Here is an 18,171-nt window from a genome sequence, read left to right as displayed (position 1 = left end):
AACAGAAATCAATCTCACCAGTTGGGGGGAGCCGTGGGCACACAAGAGACAGTTGAAGTTCAGAAGGTATCGTTTTCGGACGAGCTCGTTGCGTTTATCGAGCAGTGGAAGGACAAGCGGGGAAACCTGATCATGATCCTGCACCGCATTCAGCAGGAGTTCACCTTTTTGCCGTGGGACGCGATGCGGCAGGTGAGCGAGATGATCAATACTCCCCTCGCCAAGATTTACGGCGTGGCAACGTTTTATCACTATTTCAAGCTCGAGAAACCGGGAAAGCACAAGCTCGCCGTGTGTATGGGTACGGCCTGCTACCTCAAGGGAGCAGGGGACCTCATCACCGAGTTCGGCAACCTCCTGGATATCAAGGTAAACGAGACCACCGGGGACGGGCTCTTCACACTGGAGTCGGTTCGCTGTGTAGGCTGCTGTGGTCTGGCGCCGGTGGTAATGGTGGGTGACGAGGTTTACGGAAAGCTGGGGACCGACGGGCTTCCGGCGGTACTCGCCGAGTATCGTGGCGAAAAGGGAGAGTAGGAAAATGGCAAAAATGACACTCGAGGAGCTGCGGAATCTTCGTGACTCCAAACGAAAAGAGATCAATCGGCGCAAGGTAGACGAGAAGACCGTTGAGGTTATCGTCGGCATGGGGACGAGCGGTATCGCTGCCGGTGCCAAGCACACCCTCCAGGCGTTCATCACGGCCCTGGAGCACCATGACCTGAAGAACGTTGTTATTCGCCAGACCGGCTCTCTGGGGCTCGATCACGCCGAACCCACCGTTGAGGTCCACATGCAGGGCATGCCCGATACCATCTACGGTTCGGTAACTCCCGAGGTGGCCGAGGAGATCGTTGAGAAGCACATTCTCAAGAAGGAGCTGGTCAACAAGCACGTCTTCGACAGACCGGCCCCGGATATGATAAAGGAGTAATATCGATGGCCTATTCCAGCTATTGTCTTGTCTGCGGGGGAACCGCCTGTGAGTCGAGCAAGTCGGANCAGATCTTTCATAACCTGCAGCGCATCGCCGAGGAGCGGGGCGTACAGGATGACGTGCAGATCATCAAGACCGGTTGTTTCGGATTTTGTGAAAAAGGACCCATCGTAAAGATCCTTCCCGATGAATCCTTCTACGTCGACGTAACGGCCGATGACGCCGCCGAGATCATCGATGAGCATATCGTCAAGGGGCGGACCGTTCCCCGGCTCATGCTGAAGGACTCCGANCGGAAGCAGCACCTGGAGACCGAGGACGATATCACCTTCTATCAGAAGCAGATGCGNATTGTTCTGCGCAACTGTGGTGTTATCAACCCCGAGGATATTACCGAATACATCGCCCGCGAGGGCTACGTTGCCCTGGAGAAGGCTCTCTTCGAGATGAGCGACGACGACGTGATCGCCGAGCTCAAGAAGTCCGGNCTGCGGGGCCGGGGCGGTGCGGGATTCCCCACCTGGATGAAGTGGAACTTCACCAAGTCGATCAAGCACGAGGCCGACGAGGTCTTTGTGGTCTGTAACGCCGACGAGGGCGACCCCGGCGCGTACATGGACCGCTCCACCATCGAGGGTGACCCCCATTCGGTGATGGAAGCCATGATGATCGCCGGGTACGCCTGTGGTGCCAAAACGGGGTACGTCTACATTCGTGCCGAGTATCCCCTGGCGATCAAGCGGCTTCAGCACGCCATGGGTCAGGCCCGGGAATACGGGCTCCTGGGAAAAAACATCCTGGGCAGTGGTTTCGATTTTGACATCGAGATCCGGCTCGGCGCCGGGGCCTTCGTCTGTGGTGAAGAGACAGCTCTCCTCGCATCCATCGAGGGAGAACGGGGAACACCCCGGCCGCGTCCGCCCTTTCCGGCGGTAAAGGGCCTCTGGGGCAAGCCCACGGTGATCAACAACGTCGAGACCTGGGCAAACATTCCCATGATTATTCTCCGTGGCGGCGACTGGTTCGCCCGGATCGGTACCAAGGCCTCGCCCGGTACCAAGGTCTTTGCCCTGACCGGCAAGATCAACAACTCCGGTCTCATCGAGGTTCCCATGGGAACCACCCTGCGGGAGATCATCTACGATATCGGTGGAGGAATCCCCGGTGGCAAGGCCTTCAAGGCGGTCCAGACCGGAGGTCCCTCGGGGGGTGTGATCACCGCCGAGCACCTGGACACGGAGATCGACTTCGATAACCTCACCGCTCTGGGATCCATGATGGGGTCCGGTGGTATGATCGTCATGGACGAAGACGACTGTATCATCGACGTGACCAAATTCTACCTGGAGTTCTCCGTGGAAGAATCCTGCGGGAAGTGTGCTCCCTGCCGGATCGGAAGTCGCAAGATGTTCGATATTCTGGAGAAGATCACCAGCGGCAAGGGTGAAATGGAAGACATCGACCGGCTCGAGGCGATCGCCATATCCATGCAGAAGGCCTCTCTCTGCGGTCTTGGTCAGACAGCGGCCAACCCTGTTATGTCAACGCTGAACTATTTCCGCGACGAATATCTCGCTCACATCAATGACAAGCGTTGTCCTTCCGGTGTCTGTAAGGATCTGGTCCGGTACGACATCGACGCCGAGAAGTGTATCGGGTGTACCGTCTGTGCACGGAAGTGCCCCGTCAACTGTATCGCCGGTGAACGGAAAGCGGTTCACGTCATTGATCAGGAGAATTGTGTCAAGTGCGGTCAGTGCTACGAAGTGTGCAAGTTCGGCGCTGTAACAATCGCATAACCGGGTGAAGAGGAGACAGTTGTGAGTACAGTGAAAGTAGAAATAAACGGCACTGCAGTCGAGGTCCCGAAGGGTACTCGTATCCTCGACGCGGCAAANCAGGTGGGAATCAACATTCCCGCCCTCTGTGTCCACCCCGATGTCGAGCCCTGGGCTGCCTGTGGTCTCTGCATCGTGAAGGTCGAGGGNTCGCCCAAGCTTCCCCGGGCCTGCGCCACCGAGGTTGTGGACGGGGCAAAGTATATTACCCACGATCCGGAACTCAACGAGGTGCGACGCACCACCGTGGAGATGATGCTCGCCGACCATCCCAACGAGTGTCTCACCTGCGGCAGAAGCGGTACCTGCGAGCTCCAGACCATGGCCGCAAACTTCGGTATCCGGGAGATCCCCTTTGAATCGCGGATCCCCGAGCTTCCCCGGGATGAGTCCACGCCCTCCCTGGTCCTGGATCCCCGAAAGTGTATCAACTGTGGGCGTTGTGTTCTGGTCTGTCAGCAGATGCAGGACGTCTGGGCCCTGGAGTTTCTGAACCGCGGTGATGAGACTCGCATGATGCCCGCCGGCGGGGCCATGCTCAATGAGAGCCCCTGTATCAAGTGTGGTCAGTGTTCCGCCCACTGTCCCGTGGGTGCGATCTACGAGAAGGACGAGACAAAGAAGCTTCTCAACGCGATCAGGGACCCCAAAAAGCACGTGGCTGTCCAGATCGCACCGGCCGTGCGCGTGGCCCTGGGCGAGGCCTTCGATCTTCCNGCNGGTGAGATCACCACGGGCAAGATCTACGCAGCGCTCCGGCGCCTNGGTGTGGATGCNGTCTTCGACACCAACTTCGCCGCCGACCTCACCATCATGGAGGAGGGGAGCGAGCTGGTGGAGCGCCTGACCAAGGGTAACGGCGAGATCCCCCTGATCACTTCCTGCTGTCCCAGCTGGGTNGACTACATGGAGAAGTACTACGATGACATGATCCCCCACTTCTCCACGGCCAAGTCCCCCATGATGATGCAGGGTGTTCTGACCAANACCTACTACGCCGAGAGCAAGGGGCTTTCCTCGAAGGAGATTTTCTCCGCGGCGATCATGCCCTGTACAGCCAAAAAATTTGAGTGCAGCCGCGACGTGAACATGTTCGCCTCGGGCGAGCAGGACGTGGATGTTTCCCTCACCACGCGGGAGCTGGCGCGACTGATCAAATCCAGCGGGATCGATTTCCATAGTCTCGCCGACGAGGAAGCCGATGCTCCCATCGGAGCGTACACCGGGGCAGGTACGATCTTNGGTGCTACCGGGGGTGTCATGGAGGCGGCCCTGCGGACCGCTCACTACCTGGTGACCGGGAACGAGCACAAGGGGATNACNTTCGAGGACGTCCGGGGAATGGACGGGGTCCGCTCNGCCGAGGTGAAGGTCGGGGAGACGACCCTGCGCGTAGCGATCGCTCACGGAATCGCCAACGTGAGGGACCTGATGGAGCAGTTGCGGGAGGCCAAGGCTACAGGCCAGGAGCCCCCCTTCCACTTCATCGAGGTGATGGCCTGTCGCGGAGGATGTATCTCCGGCGGTGGACAGCCCTACGCCACGAGCAGCGACGAGACCCGGGCCCAGCGTATTGCCGGGATCTACAAGGACGACGAGAAGAGCGAGCACCGTTGCTCTCACCACAACCCGTATATCAAGAAGGTCTACGACGACTTTCTGGGAGAGCCCAACGGCAAGAAAGCCCACGAGCTGCTCCATACCCATTATACGCCGCGACCGATCTACAAAAAGTAGAAGCCCTGCGCGTGGAATGGTGAGCCGGCCCGAAAGGGCCGGCTTTTCTGTCTGGAAATACAAGAAAGAACTGTCAGGAAGGAACGGGCAGGCAGAAACCGGCTTTCCCGGGTATCGAACTCCCGAAGCACCTGTTGTATCGACGGGTCCTCCAGGTGAACCAGTTCAAGAAACCGTTTCTGATCCTCAAGAGCGAGAAACCCCTCCGTTCGGGCTATCTCCGACAGCGAGATATAAAACTCAACAAGCCGCTCGAGCCGGGGGGATTCCCCTCCCCGGAACCGGGCAANCCCCGGGCGGGGGAGGGGTGTGGCGCTCCTAATTCCCGGCGCGGTGGAAGAAGGAATCTCCCGGCAGGGNCCCTCCCACCGAAGCCGGTGCATGATCAAGAAAGATACCCAGAAAATCCAGCACCGCCTCCCGAGCCTCCTCGGCAGGGGTATAGACCAGGTTCAGACGGTCGAAGGCCGCCTCGATCACCGGCGCGGGCATCTGAAGCCGCTCCGCCGCAGCAGCAGCCCCCTCGGTCCTGTTCTGATCGAGCCACCGGAGTCCCTCCTGGTAGACCTCCCCGAAGTGTGCCAGGGCGCGGGGGTGCTCCGTGGCAAAGCGGTCCGTCACCACCAGGGCGGTCATGGGGTGGTGCGCTCCCAGATCCAGGGCCACGCGAAGATCCGGCCGGGCGGTGGTAACCCGCGTGACAAAAGGCTCGGGAAGGACAGCCCGGGAGATGTTCCCCGCGATCAGCCGTTGGGCCAGCTCCGTCTGGTCCGGTGCGTAGCGCACCTGCAGGTCCCGTCCCGGCTCCANACCCCGCTGACGCAGCATCGCCTGGAAGAGAATATCCGGAGTGGCCCCCCGGGCCAGGGTAAAGACCGTCTCGCCCCGCAGGTCCTCCCAGGAAATATCCCGGTCTGCCACCACGTAGAGCACCCCGCCCCCGTTTACAGCCAGGAGCCTGACCCCNGCCCCCCGGTTGTGGAGATTCGCCGCCAGATTTGTGGGGATCGCCGCGATATCGATCTCNCCTGCCAGAATCTGGGAGATGAGTANNTCGGGGGTGCCGAAGAGCCTGAAATCACCCTCGATGTAGGGTGCAAGGCGGTGAGGTTCGTGGAAGAGAGGGGCCATGCCCACCGATGTGGGGCCCTTCAGGGAACCGATCCGGACAACCTGGCTCGTCTCCCGGGCGCGGTCCGCCTGGAGAGAGGCCGGGGCGACGGCCANCAGGACCGCCGCCAGCGTAGATAATACAAGATACTTCATGCCCCATCCTATCCCGGGGAAGGCCTTCCATCAAACCCTCGCGGCTGAAAGACCGTAGGTGGTGTGGAGCAACTGATGGGATTTGTGCCCCAGGGGTTCCCCCAGAAACTCCTTGTACAGAGCCTGGACATAGGGATTCTCGTGGGACTTGCGGTGCTCCTTTCCCTCATCCTCCCGAAAGATAGCCTCCATGCGCGCCCGGCGAACGTCGTCGGTAGTGACTCGTGGCTGTCCCCCGCCCCCGATGCAGCCTCCGGGACAGGTCATGATCTCCACAAAGTGGTATCTGCGCTCGCCCCTCTGAATAGCCTCTACCAGATTTCTGGCGTTCCCCAGCCCATGGGCCACGGCCACGCTCAGTTCCACCCCTTCAAGAAAACTCCAGTCGGGCAGAAGACCGGTCAGAACGAGGGAGGCCTCCTTCACCCCCGTCAGTCCCGCCACCTGGGTCACGTGAAGATTCTCTCCCGGGAGCTCTCTCCCCGTGACAAGCTCCCAGGCCGTGCGGAGGGCCGCCTCCATGACCCCCCCGGAGTTGGCAAAGATATCGGCAGCACCGGTGGAGATTCCAAAGGGAGCATCCATGGCTTCATCGGGGAGCCCCCTGAAATCGAGTCCGATCGTCTTGATCATCAGGGCCAGCTCCCTCGTCGTCAGGACGTGGTCCACGTCCTGGTACCCCGAAGAGCGCATCTCGGGACGTTCTGCCTCGGCCTTTTTTGCGGTGCAGGGCATCACCGAGACCACCACCATCTTGGCGGGATCCACCCCGATCTTGTCGGCGTAGTAGGTCTTTGCCAGGGCACCGAACATTTGCTGAGGCGATTTGCAGGAAGAGATGTTCGGCAGAATTTCGGGAAAGAAGGTCTCGGCATAATTGATCCACCCCGGGGAACAACTTGTGAAGAGAGGCAGGGCCGCCTCCTGGTGGTCGGCCAGAACCGTCCTGAGCCGCGAGAGCAACTCCGACCCCTCCTCCATGATGGTGAGATCGGCGGTGAAGTTGGTGTCGAAGATCGCGTCGAAGCCGAGCCGCCTCAAGGCTGCAACCATTTTCCCTGTTACCACCGTCCCCGGGGGATAGCCAAAACACTCGCCCAGGGCGGCCCGGATCGCCGGGGCGGTCTGGACCACCACGTGCGTTGAGGGATCCGAGAGCGCCCTCCACACGGCATCGACCTGCTGGCGTTCCCCGATGGCCCCCACGGGGCAGGCCGCCGCGCACTGACCGCACTGGACGCAGACCACCTCGGCCAGGGGGCTCGAGAAGGCCGGTCCGATCAGGGTATCGAACCCCCGGCCCTGGGGAAAGAGGGCCCCCACGCCCTGCATCTCGTGGCAGACCGATACGCACCGGCGGCACTTGATGCACTTCCCCGTGTTCCGGTAGAGGGCCGCCGTGGATTCGTCCAGGACCATCGATGCCCGGGCTCCCTCGTAGGGGGTTTCCTGAATACCCAGAGTTCCGGCGATCTTCCTCAGTTCGCAGTCCTCGTCGCGGTCGCAAATGGTGCAGAGCCCCTGGTGTTCGCTCAGGAGCAGCTCCATCACCGTTCGCCGGGCCNCGCGCACCTGGGGCGAGTTGGTCTGTATCTCCATCCCTTCGGCCACGGGGGTGGAGCAGGCAGCCTGGAGCCGGGGGTAGCCCCCGATCTCCACCACGCAGACCCGACACGCCCCCAGAGCGGCCCGGCCCGCCACGTGACAGAGCGTCGGAATCCGGTAGCCGGCTTCCATAGCCGCATCGAGCACCGTAGTCCCCGGGGGAACCTCCAGCGTCTTGGCGTTAATTGTGATCTTAGGCATAGTGAGTCTCCTGCTGAACCGTTACTTTCCCGTAGTCGCACCTCAGGCAGCGCTGGCACTGACGAAGCGCGACCAGCTCGTTCCAGGGCAGCTCCACCTCGTCAAAGCTTCCCCGACGCCGTTCCACGGGGATCGTCGCCACGGGTTCCCGGGGATACTCCACGGGGTCCGCATCGGGGTCGAAGGTCGTGTCCGGTGCGTGCTCTTCCCTCCAGAAGGCGTGGTCCTCACCGGTAAGAAGGATATCCATCCCCCGGGCCGCCCGTTCCCCCGCAGCGATGGCCCAAACCACCGATGNCGGCCCGCTGGCGGCGTCCCCCCCGGCAAAGAGCCAGGGAACCGACGTCTGCCCCGTGGAGGGATCGGCCTTCAGGAACCCCTGATCGGTGAGCTCCACCTCGAGCCCTCCCAGAAGNGGNNCCACACTCAGCTTCTGGCCGATCGCGACGATCACCTGATCGGTCTTCAGCGTGAAGGGCTCGCTACCCGACGAGGTGGGGCGTCGCCTCCCGCTCCGGTCGAACGCCCCCAGAGCCATAGGCGAGCAGCGGAGGGACTCGATCTTCCCGTCCTTCCCCGTGGCGATGCTCACGGGCTGGGCCAGGCACCGGAGACGGACTCCCTCGTGGAGGGCCTCGCTGATCTCCTCGGCGTAGGCAGGCATCTGCTCCTGGCTCCGTCGGTAGACGATCGTCACCGTCTCTGCCCCCAGGCGCAGGGCGGTCCGGGCCGCGTCCACGGCGGCGTTGCCACCTCCCACAACAACCACATTCTTTCCCACGGGAACGGAGCCACGGATGTTGTACTCCCGCAGGAAGGCGTTCGCCTCCACCACACCGGGCGCATCCTCGCCGGGAATATCCAGGCTCATCCCCTCGGGGGCCCCCAGGGCGAGGAAGACCGTCTCGTACCCCTCCTGGCGCAGATCGTCCAGGGAGAAATCCCTGCCCAGGGCCTTCCTGGTCTCGATAGTCACTCCCAGCTGCTCGATCATGCGGATCTCCCGNGCCAGGGTCTCCCGGGGNAGCCGGTAGGCCGGTATCGTCTGAACCAGCATCCCTCCCGGACGCTGCTCGGCCTCAAAAACCACCGGCCGGTACCCCAGGCGAGCGAGAAAATACCCGCAGGAGAGCCCCGCCGGGCCTCCCCCGACGATGGCGATCTTCCGTTCCTCGTTCTCCTTGTTTTCTATCACCCGGGGATGCTGGAGGGTCACCTCCTGGTCCACCATAAAGCGCTTGATACTCCGGATCGCCACGGGCGAGTCCAGGGCAGAACGGCGGCATTTTTCCTCGCAGGTATGAAAGCACACCCGGGCGCAGACCGCCGCGAAGGGGTTCCTCTCCCGGTGGAGGCGCAGGGCCTCGGCGTAGCGTTCCTCACCCACGAGGGAGACAAAGCCCGGCACATNCACGCCGGCGGGACAGGCACTCTGGCAGGGAGCCCGCACCAGCGAGGGGCAGACTCCGGCCTCGCAATGGCGCTGGTGGATATGCTGCTCGTATTCTTCCCGGAAGTAGCGGATCGTGGAGAGCACGGGGTTTGGTGCGCTCTGCCCCAGGCCGCAGAGGGAGGTCTCCCGGATCTGTTTTCCCAGAAACTCCAGCCGTTCGATATCGCCCTCCATGCCGTGGCCCTCGCAGATGCGGTCCAGAATCTCCAGCATCCGCTTGGTTCCCACCCGGCAGGGAACGCATTTCCCGCAGGATTCTTCCTGGACAAATTCCAGGAAGAACCGGGCCACGTCCACCATACAGGCGTCGTCGTCCATGACGATCAACCCGCCGGAGCCCATGATCGCCCCCAGTTTGCTCACCGACTCGTAGTCCAGGGGGACACTCAGGTGTTCCCGGGGTATGCACCCCCCCGAAGGCCCGCCGATCTGGGCAGCCTTGAAGGACTTGCCCCCGGCGATCCCCCCGCCGATATCGTAGATGATCTCTCCCAGGGTTGTTCCCATGGGAACCTCCACAAGCCCCGTGTTGACCACCGCTCCGGCCAGGGCAAAGACCTTTGTTCCGGGACTCCCGGAAGTGCCTGTTTTGGTGTACCAGGCCGAGCCCTTCATCACAATGGGGGGGACGTTCGCGTAGGTTTCCACGTTATTCAGAAGGGTGGGCGATTGCCAGAGACCCGATTCCGCCGGGAAGGGTGGTCGGGGTCGGGGTTCTCCCCGATGGCCCTCGATGGAGGCCATGAGCGCCGTTTCCTCGCCGCAGACGAAAGCCCCCGACCCCATGCGGATCTCCAGGTCAAAGGAGACACCGCTCCCCATCATGGATTCACCCAGGATACGGGCCTCCCGGGCCGCCGCGATTGCCCGGGAGAGGCGTTCCACCGCCACGGGGTACTCGGCGCGCACGTAGACGTAGCCTCTGGTTGCCCCCACCACGCAGGCGGCGATGGCCATGCCCTCGATCAGTCCGTGGGGATCACCCTCGAGGATACTNCGGTCCATGAAGGCCCCGGGGTCTCCCTCGTCGGCGTTACAGACCACAAACCGCTGTNCTCCCGGAACGTCCCGGGTAAAACGCCACTTTTTCCACGTGGGGAANCCNGCGCCTCCCCGGCCGCGAAGCCCCGCTTCCTGAAGAATCCCGATGATTCTGTCGGGGCCGAGTTCGGTCAGGGCCTTCTCCAGGGCCTGGTACCCCCCCGCCTCACGGTAGGACTCAAGGCTCAAGGGNTCNATCGTGCCGCANCGNGCNAGNACAATTTTTTTCTGGTGACGGAAAAAATCGATCTCCTCCTCCCTGGGCACGGCCGTCGCCGTGTCGGGGCGCCGGTGGCAGAGCCGTTCCAGGATCTTCCCCCCCTTGAGGTGGGACGAGACGATCTCGGGGATATCTTCGGGGCAGACATTCTGGTAGATAACGCCCTCGGGCTGGACCTTCAGGAGCGGTCCCCGGGCGCAGGGCCCCATGCACCCGGAGAGGCGGACCTCCCAGTCCAGCCCCTCCCGGCTGATCTCCTCCTGCAGAAGCTGAAGCAGGGTATTCGAGCCCGAGGCGACGCACCCGCCGCCTCCGCAGACACAGACAGAGCGACGGGTCTCACTCATGGGGTTCCTCCTTCTCGCGGGGCTCCTCTCCTGCATCGTCGGTGCAGCAGGCCCGGTAGGGAGCGAGCATCTCCCGGATTCGTGCCGCCTTTACCCGCTGGTGGACATCGTCGTTCACCATAACAACCGGGGCAAGACCGCAGGCTCCGAAGCAGCGTCCTATTTCCAGGGTGAAGCAGCGATCCCCGGTGGTCTCNCCCACGGCAACGGAGAGCTCCTTCTGAAGATCGGCCAGGACCTGNTTGCCGTTGCGTACGTAGCAGGCCGTGCCCAGGCACACCCGGAGGGTGTTCTTCCCNCTGGGGGTTGTGCTGAAATAGGAATAGAACGTTACGACCCCCGAGACTACGCTGAAGGGAATCTCCAGCAGGCGCGANACCTCCTGCAGAACCTCCCGGGAGAGAAAACCGAACGCCCCCTGGGCGTCCTGGAGAACGGGAATAAGCGCCCCCTTCTTGTCTCGGTGAGATTCTGCGATGCGNTGAAGCTGCTGCTGCTGAACGGGATCTAACGAGATGGAGGCGGTCTCTTGATGCATAAAGAACCCCTTTATGACAGGACCGGACTCAGGACCACCCCGCCGGGGGGAAGGCCTCGCATGTCTGTGNTTTTATTATAGGAGGAGCTTTTTTATTGGTCAAATGAACGATATTTCCGGACCCCTTGNTACCGCCCCCTTGCCCCCTCTGCGTAGCATACCCCCGGGGGGTAATTGACGGGGGGCGACTTCTGCTTCTATGATGGTCCNGATGATGTCAGAAGATCACAAAAAAAAGGTTCGTGAACGGCTGAACCGGATCGCCGGGCAAGTGGGGGGAATNCAGCGGATGGTGGAGGATGGCCGATACTGCATGGACATTCTNGCCCAGACGCGATCCGTTACCGCCGCTCTGCGGGCGGTGGAGGACCTGATCATGGAGAACCACCTGAAAACCTGCGTAACCCGGGCGATCAGAAGCGACGACGCCGAGGCGCANCAGGANAAGATGGAGGAGCTGATGCAGATCCTGGCACAGTTCCGCAAGTACGGATAATCCCCGGCCGGGCGCGTCCNCCGGCCAGGGGGCCGTCGTTCAGGAGGCCCGAATCTTCAGGCGCTTCAGCCTGAGCGAGTTATACACCACATTCAGGGAACTCATGCTCATGGCGGCGGCCCCTACCATGGGGTGGAGCAGCCCCAGCATCGCCACGGGTACAGCCAGAATATTGTAGAACCAGGCCCAGAAGAAGTTCTCCTTGATCTTCCGGAAGGTAGCCCGGGAGAGGTTCACCGCCGTTACCAGGGCCATCAGATCNCCCCGCACCAGGGTGATNTCGGCGGCCTCGATAGCGATATCCGTGCCGGTTCCGATGGCGATCCCCACGTTGGCNTGCTTGAGAGCCGGCGCATCGTTGATGCCGTCACCCACCATGGCGACCACTCCGTAGCTTTCCTGAAGGCGCCGGATCTCGTCCACCTTCCCGTCGGGCAGCACCTGGGCCACCACCCGGGTGATTCCTGCCGCTTCGGCGATGGCCCGGGCCGTGCCGTAGTTGTCGCCGGTAATCATGGCCGTTGCGATTCCCCGTTCTTCCAGCGCCCTGATCGCCTCGAGGGAGCTCTCCTTCAGGGGGTCCGCCACGGCCAGGACCCCGGCGAGGCGATCGTCGACGGCCACGAGAATCGCCGTGCGCGCCCGGGATTCCAGCNCTTCCAGGGCTTNCTCGAGGGGTGACGGGTCGATCCCCGCCTGNATCATGAGATTCCTGCTGCCCACGCGGATCACCTGGTCTCCCGCCCGGGCGGTGATGCCCGCNCCGGTGGTGGAGGAAAAATCGCGACACTCCTGCAGGGGGAGGTCCCGCTCCCGGGCGGCTTCCACGATNGCCCTGGCCAGGGGGTGNTCGCTGAGCTGTTCTGCCGAGGCGGCCCCCTCCAGGAGTTCCTGCTCCGTGAAGCCCGGGGCGGGCACGATATCGGTGAGNTGGGGCTTCCCGGCGGTGATCGTTCCCGTCTTGTCGAAGGCCACCAGGGNCACATCCTTCAGGGTCTGGACCGCCTCACCGTTCCGGATCAGGATTCCCTGCTCCGCCCCGATCCCGCTACCCACCATGAGGGCCGTGGGCGTTCCCAGCCCCAGNGCGCAGGGGCAGGCGATAACCAGAACCGCCGTGGCCGTTATAAAGGCCAGCGTCAGGGGCGGCAGATCGGGGTTCACCCAGGGGAGAAAGCCCGCCCCCCAGGTGATGATCGCCCTGTGAAGGTCGGGGAAAAGCAGGTACGACGCAAAGGTCCCGGCCGTCAGAGCGAGAATGACCGGTACAAAGTAGCCCGTCACACGGTCGGCGAAATCCTGAATCGGAACCTTGCTGCCCTGACACTCCTCTACCAGGGAGATNACCTGGGCCAGAAAGGTGTCCTTCCCCGTTTTTGTCACCCTCACCGTGAGGGCTCCCTCCTGGTTGAGGGTTGCCCCTATCACGGGTTGGCCCGGTTCCCTGCGTACCGGCAGGGGCTCTCCCGTGGCCATGCTCTCGTCGATATGGCTGGTGCCGGTGAGGATTTCTCCGTCGGTGGGGATCTTCTCCCCGGGCCGGACAACCATGACATCTCCCTCGCCGAGGGAGCTCACGTCCACNTCCTTTTCCTGGCCATCCACCAGAACCCGGGCTGTCTTTGCTCCCAGCTGAATCAGCTTGCGCAGCGCCTCCGAGGCCCGTCCCTTGGCCCTGGCCTCGAGNTACTTGCCGATCAGGTGGAAGGTCATAATGGTGACGGCCATCTCGGTGAAGGCCTGAAGGGGAAAAAAGAAGGCCGCCACCCCCGCCAGGAAGGCCGGCAGGGACCCCAGCGATACCAGGACATCCATGTTGGGCCGGCCCGAGAAGAGAGCCCGGAACGCTCCCCGGTGAACGTGGANCCCCACCCCGAAGATNACGGGAATCCCCAGAAGGGTAATGATCAGCTGNTAGGCCGGTATGTTCACCCCCGCCATGGCGAGAATCATCAGGGTCATGACCGCCCCGGCCAGAACCGACGAAATCTGCATCCTCCGGCGGGCCTGGTTCAAGGCCTGGTCGGGCTGGTCCGGGGAACGNTCCCCGTCGTCGATGACGAGTTCGAACCCCGCCTGATGGATCTCCCGGGCGAGGTCCTCCAGGGAAACCTCCCGGGGATCGAAGGAGAACGATGCCTTTTCGGCGGCAAAGTTTACCGTTGCCTGGCGAACGCCGGGCCTCTTCCGGAGCGTTCCCTCCACACCGGCTGCGCAGGAGGCGCAGCTCATCCCCTTAACGGGCAGTGTGATGGTCTCCACCAGGGGAGGGGCGGTTTCTGTCTCGTTCCTGTGCATAATGCCTCCTGACACGCTCTAATATAGTATACCCCCCTAGGGTATGTAAAGAGAGATGAAGAGATGTAAAGAGCAGGTACAGAGCGGTTGCACAATGAGCCGGTCGCGGTGTAGCGTCGTTTCGTGATACCTCTCCGTGATGATTCCCGGGGGTGGCTCCGTTCCCCCCGAAGACTGCTCGTTCTGCTCTTCCTCATCCTTCCGGCTGCCTCTGCCGTGGCGCACCCCCATATCTGGGTCGATAGCAGGGTAGAGGTTCGCGCGGCGGGGACCTCTCTCGAGGCGGTGCGCGCCTACTGGACCTTCGATCCCTTCTTCTCGGAGATGATCCTCTTTGATTACGGTCGGCCCCGTGGCGAGGGGGGCGCCTTCACGGCGGCCCAGGTCGAGGATATCCGTCAGGGGGCGTTCGAGAACTTGCGTCACTACGGGTTCTTCACCGTCCTGCGGGTCGACGGTGAACGACGGGCTGTGGAGCGGGTAGAGAACTTCTCCACCTTTCTCGATGGGGAGGAGTCCCTGGTCTATGCCTTCGATATTCCCCTGAACGTTTCCGTTCCGCCGGCGGGGGTGGAACTTGCCGTCTCCATGTACGACGAGACCTTCTTCACCGACATGATGTTCTCCGAGCCCTACGCTACCGTCTCGGGGGATCAGGACCTGCGGTTCACCATGAACCGGACCCGCGAGGTTCACTCCATTCCCATCTGGGGGGAGATGAACCGCGAGACCATCGTTTTTCGCTTCCGCCGCCGATAACCTCGGGGAATCAGCTGGAAAAAACCTCTCCGTTACACGAGACTGGAGACACGAGACTGGAAGCGTAGTCATTGCTGTGTACGGGAGGTACGGTGGGCCATCATGACTCGGGACAGTATTCAACGCTCAGGAGCGACCTGGCGGTGTCGTTCATTACCATCACCGCCGTGGCGGTGGTCCTGGTGGGGGGGATCTCCTTCCACAACGCCCGCTGGTCGATCAACAGCGTATCAACTCACCTGCGGCGCGAGGTAGTCCTGCGGATCCAGGAAAACCTGGAGTCCTTCCTCGAGCCGGCACTCCAGATCAACCAAGCTAATACCCGGGCCGTCTCGGCGGGCCAGATCGACCCGGAAGATCAGGGGGCGCTGCTGGAGCGGTTTCGCCAGCAGATCGATCTGATTCCCTCGGTCTCGAGCGTGTATTTCGGGAACACCCGGGGAGGGCTGGCCAACAGCGGCCGCGAGTCCCTGGCGGATGAGCGGTACGTGATTTTTACCGAGGGCTTTCGGGCAGGGCCCTTTGAGAAGTGGAGCATCGATCCCCGGGGAACCCTCCAGGAGCTCGTGGCGGTGGTTCCCGATTTTGATGCCCGTACCAGGGGGTGGTACCGCGATGCTCTGGCCCTGGACGAGGCGGTGTGGTCCGACGTGTACGTGCTCTTCACGGGGCAGGATATGGCCCTGGCCGCGAGCCGCCCCGCCTACGATCCCGGGGGAACCTTCGTGGGGGTCTTTTCGGTGGATCTCTTTCTCGGGAAGATCGGCGATTTTCTTCAGAGCCTCGAGATCGGTGCCCGGGGAAAGGCCTTTCTGGTGGATAACCGGGGGTATCTCGTGGCCTCGTCCCTGGCCGAAGAGACCTCGATTCTCCGGAACGGCGAGGGAGGATATCGCCTGCGGCGCCTGGACGAGAGCTCCAGCGATATCATCCGCGCTGCCGCAACACTCTTCCGGAACGAGGAACGTCGCTTTTCTCCCTCCCCCGGCCTCCGGGACGAACGGTTTTTTGTGGGAGGGCGGGCCCATTTTATCCACGTCGCGCCCCTGCGCTACCGGTCGGGTCCGGACTGGTTCATCGGGGTGGTGATTCCCGAGGCCGATTTCATGGGGAGGATCGAGCAGAATAACCGCATTCTTCTGCTGATCATCCTGGCAGTTCTGTTTTTCTGCGCTGCCCTGGGGGTTCTCACGGCCCGGCGAATCACCGGCCCGATCAAGTCTCTCACCGATGCTGCGGGGGAACTCGCCTCGGGGGAACGGGCGGAGCAGATTCCCGAAGATTCGCCCCTTCTGGAGATTCACCAGTTGACCCATTCCTTCAACGAGATGTCCCGGCGCCTGGCGGAGACCGTGGCAGGTCTGAAAGAGGAGGTACGGGAGCGGGAGCAGGCCCAGGTAGCGCTTCAGCACAGTCTGGACGAGAAGGAAGTGCTGCTTCGGGAGGTGCATCACCGGGTGAACAATAACCTGAGTGTCGTGGCGGGGCTTCTGAACCTCCAGGCGTCGACGATCAGGACCCCCCAGCAGGCCGTCGCCGGGTTTGAGATGAGCCGGAGCCGGATCATGACCATGGCTCTGGTTCACGAGGAACTCTGCACCTCCGAAGATCTGGCCAGAATCGGGATGGACCCCTTTCTGAACCACGTGGCGATGCAGGTTCCCCAGTTTCAGGAGACTCGGGGGCGCATCACCCTGAACATCGACGCCGGAGACCTGAGTTGCAGCGTGGACCAGGCGATTGTCTGCGGTCTCGTGGTGAACGAGCTGGTGGGGAACGCCATCACCTACGCCTTTCCCCGGGGAGAGCCGGGTCAGGTCTGGGTAACCCTTCGGGAGAGATTCCCGGGATACGAGCTGGTGGTTCGTGATAACGGGGTGGGGCTCCCCGAGGGGGTCGCCTCAGGGGATACCCTGGGACTCACCCTGGTCCGGATGCTGGCCGAGCAAATTCGGGGGGATTTTCGTATCGAACCATCGCCGGGCGCACACTTTCGTCTCCTTTTCTGATACTCTCGTCAGGGCTGGTTCATTCTGGAATGACCAGGAACTCTCTGTCCCGGGTCGGGGGCGTGGATCAGGGGTAACGCAACAATGGACGTGATAAAACTCAAGGCATTTTGTACGGTCGCTTCCCTGCGGAGTATCAGCAAGGCTGCCGAGGTGCTCTACTACACCCAGCCTGCCGTGAGCGCCCAGATACGGGAGCTTGAAAACACCTACGGGGCGCGTCTGTTCCGGCGGGCGGGGCAGCAGCTGGATCTCACTCCTGCGGGTGAGGCCCTGCTTCCCCAGGCTCTGCGTCTTCTGGAAAACTTCGAACTGAGCCGTCAGGTAGTGGCCGATACGGTAGAGGAGGCCCGGAAGGCCCTTACCCTGGGGGCCAGTACCATGCCGGTGACCCATCTGGTGCCTGAACTGATCGCTTCCTTCGAGCAGGAGAATCCCGATGTTATGGTTTCCCTTGTCACGGGGAGCGCTGCCCAGATCGAGGACATGATTCTTACGGGCGATGTGGATGTGGGAATTCTGGGAAGGACCGAAGGAACCCGGGGAAAGGTCCGGTTTGTTCAGCACGATCTGCTCTACGACCCTCTGGTGATTGTTGTGGGTCCTGGCCACCCCTGGGCAAACAGGGGGGAGTCTCCCTCTCCCAGGGAGCTGGGGCAGGAACGGTATGTCCTGCCTCCGCCGAGCACCCTGACACGGCGGTTTGTGGAAAAATGGTTCCGCCGCCAGGGCCTCCACCCCGATGTGGCCTACGAGTTGATCAACACCGAGGCGATCAAGCGAATGGTCATGCATAACCACGGCGTGAGTATCCTGGGGAACCTGGTAGTTTCCCGGGAGCTGACGGCCGGATGGCTCCGGCGGGTGCCCTGCGAGTCGCTGGACATGGGCCGAACGATCTGCCTGGTTCACCAGCAGGAGTCGGAGCTGCCTCCGGCCGTGCTCGATTTCTGCAACTTTGTCACAGCTCGGTACGTAAATCCCGGTTTGCCCGGATAGAATCCCCTTTGTTCGGGTAAATCCCGGTCTCTCCGGATCCGCCTCCAGAGGGAGTCCGCCTCCAGAGGGAGTTCGCCTTCTAGACGAAGACCTGCTGCATGAAGACGTTCTGCATAACGTAGAGCGCCACGTAGCAGAGGATCGCCGCCATGGCGGGGGTGGCAACCCAGCCCAGCACGATGTTACGCAGGAGCTTCAGGTTCATGTTGCGCCCGCCCTTGGCCAGCCCCACCCCGAGGATCGAGCCCACCGCAGCCTGGGACTGCGAGACCGGCACCAGCGGAAACGAGGGCAATCCCACGGACTCCATAGCCTCCTTGAGCCCCTGGGAGGCAAAGAGGAAGAGCACCAGCGCCGTGGAGACGATCACCACGCAGGCCGTGATCGGCGAGAGCTTGAAGAGCTTGGACCCCACCGTGAGCATCAC

Annotated in this window: 14 protein-coding genes; 8 read left to right on the top strand and 6 right to left on the bottom strand. The window is 62.3% G+C overall.

Annotated features, from left to right (window positions below):
• The first annotated feature begins 33 nt into the window (after positions 1 to 33).
• The 4 genes from B071_RS0104170 (at position 34) to B071_RS0104155 (ending at position 4,512) form a co-directional block, all read left to right on the top strand.
• Positions 34 to 537, top strand: coding sequence for an NADH-quinone oxidoreductase subunit NuoE family protein (locus B071_RS0104170; protein ID WP_026244965.1), 504 nt, complete (start codon positions 34 to 36; stop codon positions 535 to 537).
• Positions 538 to 541: 4 nt separating this feature from the next.
• Positions 542 to 934 carry a (2Fe-2S) ferredoxin domain-containing protein gene (locus tag B071_RS0104165; RefSeq protein WP_018525848.1) on the top strand — a complete coding sequence of 131 codons (393 nt, stop codon included), beginning with the start codon at positions 542 to 544 and terminating at the stop codon, positions 932 to 934.
• A 5-nt stretch (positions 935 to 939) separates the two neighbouring features.
• Positions 940 to 2,736 carry an NADH-quinone oxidoreductase subunit NuoF gene (nuoF, locus tag B071_RS0104160; RefSeq protein ID WP_018525847.1) on the top strand — a complete coding sequence of 599 codons (1,797 nt, stop codon included), beginning with the start codon at positions 940 to 942 and terminating at the stop codon, positions 2,734 to 2,736.
• Between the two features lie 21 nt (positions 2,737 to 2,757).
• Positions 2,758 to 4,512, top strand: a complete 1,755-nt coding sequence (locus B071_RS0104155; RefSeq protein WP_026244964.1) for an NADH-dependent [FeFe] hydrogenase, group A6 — start codon at positions 2,758 to 2,760, stop codon at positions 4,510 to 4,512.
• Positions 4,513 to 4,830: 318 nt separating this feature from the next.
• Here the strand turns inward: B071_RS0104155 and B071_RS0104145 are convergent, their stop codons facing one another.
• The 4 genes from B071_RS0104145 to B071_RS0104130 all read right to left on the bottom strand — a co-directional run bounded on the left by B071_RS0104145 (position 4,831) and on the right by B071_RS0104130 (position 11,183).
• Positions 4,831 to 5,778: an ABC transporter substrate-binding protein gene (locus B071_RS0104145; RefSeq protein WP_018525844.1), complete on the bottom strand. Its 948-nt coding sequence runs from the start codon at positions 5,776 to 5,778 to the stop codon at positions 4,831 to 4,833.
• Between the two features lie 30 nt (positions 5,779 to 5,808).
• Positions 5,809 to 7,584 carry an NADH-dependent [FeFe] hydrogenase, group A6 gene (locus B071_RS0104140; protein WP_018525843.1) on the bottom strand — a complete coding sequence of 592 codons (1,776 nt, stop codon included), beginning with the start codon at positions 7,582 to 7,584 and terminating at the stop codon, positions 5,809 to 5,811.
• Positions 7,577 to 10,507, bottom strand: coding sequence for an NADH-ubiquinone oxidoreductase-F iron-sulfur binding region domain-containing protein (locus B071_RS15870; RefSeq protein ID WP_438829560.1), 2,931 nt, complete (start codon positions 10,505 to 10,507; stop codon positions 7,577 to 7,579). Before B071_RS15870 ends, B071_RS0104140 begins: the two co-directional genes overlap by 8 nt.
• A gap of 130 nt (positions 10,508 to 10,637) precedes the next feature.
• Positions 10,638 to 11,183, bottom strand: coding sequence for an NADH-quinone oxidoreductase subunit NuoE family protein (locus tag B071_RS0104130; protein WP_018525841.1), 546 nt, complete (start codon positions 11,181 to 11,183; stop codon positions 10,638 to 10,640).
• A gap of 199 nt (positions 11,184 to 11,382) precedes the next feature.
• Between B071_RS0104130 and B071_RS0104125 the strand changes: the two genes are divergently transcribed.
• Positions 11,383 to 11,679 (top strand): metal-sensitive transcriptional regulator, encoded by a 297-nt coding sequence (locus tag B071_RS0104125; protein ID WP_018525840.1) that lies wholly within the window; start codon positions 11,383 to 11,385, stop codon positions 11,677 to 11,679.
• A gap of 39 nt (positions 11,680 to 11,718) precedes the next feature.
• Here B071_RS0104125 and B071_RS15865 read toward each other — a convergent pair whose 3' ends face one another.
• The gene (locus tag B071_RS15865) at positions 11,719 to 13,911 is read right to left on the bottom strand and encodes a heavy metal translocating P-type ATPase (RefSeq protein WP_498365795.1); all 2,193 of its coding nucleotides are present in this window, start codon (positions 13,909 to 13,911) and stop codon (positions 11,719 to 11,721) included.
• Between the two features lie 189 nt (positions 13,912 to 14,100).
• On the opposite strand from B071_RS15865, the gene B071_RS0104115 reads away from it, so the two are divergent.
• The 3 genes from B071_RS0104115 (at position 14,101) to B071_RS0104105 (ending at position 17,744) form a co-directional block, all read left to right on the top strand.
• Positions 14,101 to 14,736, top strand: a complete 636-nt coding sequence (locus B071_RS0104115) for a DUF1007 family protein (protein ID WP_018525838.1) — start codon at positions 14,101 to 14,103, stop codon at positions 14,734 to 14,736.
• A 92-nt stretch (positions 14,737 to 14,828) separates the two neighbouring features.
• Positions 14,829 to 16,745 carry a histidine kinase dimerization/phosphoacceptor domain -containing protein gene (locus B071_RS0104110; RefSeq protein ID WP_169336296.1) on the top strand — a complete coding sequence of 639 codons (1,917 nt, stop codon included), beginning with the start codon at positions 14,829 to 14,831 and terminating at the stop codon, positions 16,743 to 16,745.
• A gap of 84 nt (positions 16,746 to 16,829) precedes the next feature.
• Complete coding sequence (locus tag B071_RS0104105; RefSeq protein ID WP_018525836.1) at positions 16,830 to 17,744, top strand: LysR substrate-binding domain-containing protein; 915 nt, start codon at positions 16,830 to 16,832, stop codon at positions 17,742 to 17,744.
• 79 nt (positions 17,745 to 17,823) lie between these two features.
• Here the strand turns inward: B071_RS0104105 and B071_RS0104100 are convergent.
• The coding region (locus B071_RS0104100; protein ID WP_026244962.1) for an inorganic phosphate transporter at positions 17,824 to 18,171 on the bottom strand (348 nt) is incomplete at its 5' end.

Source organism: Alkalispirochaeta alkalica DSM 8900 (genome assembly GCF_000373545.1).
Classification (GTDB): domain Bacteria; phylum Spirochaetota; class Spirochaetia; order DSM-27196; family Alkalispirochaetaceae; genus Alkalispirochaeta; species Alkalispirochaeta alkalica.
This window is presented reverse-complemented; position numbering and strand designations above follow the sequence as displayed.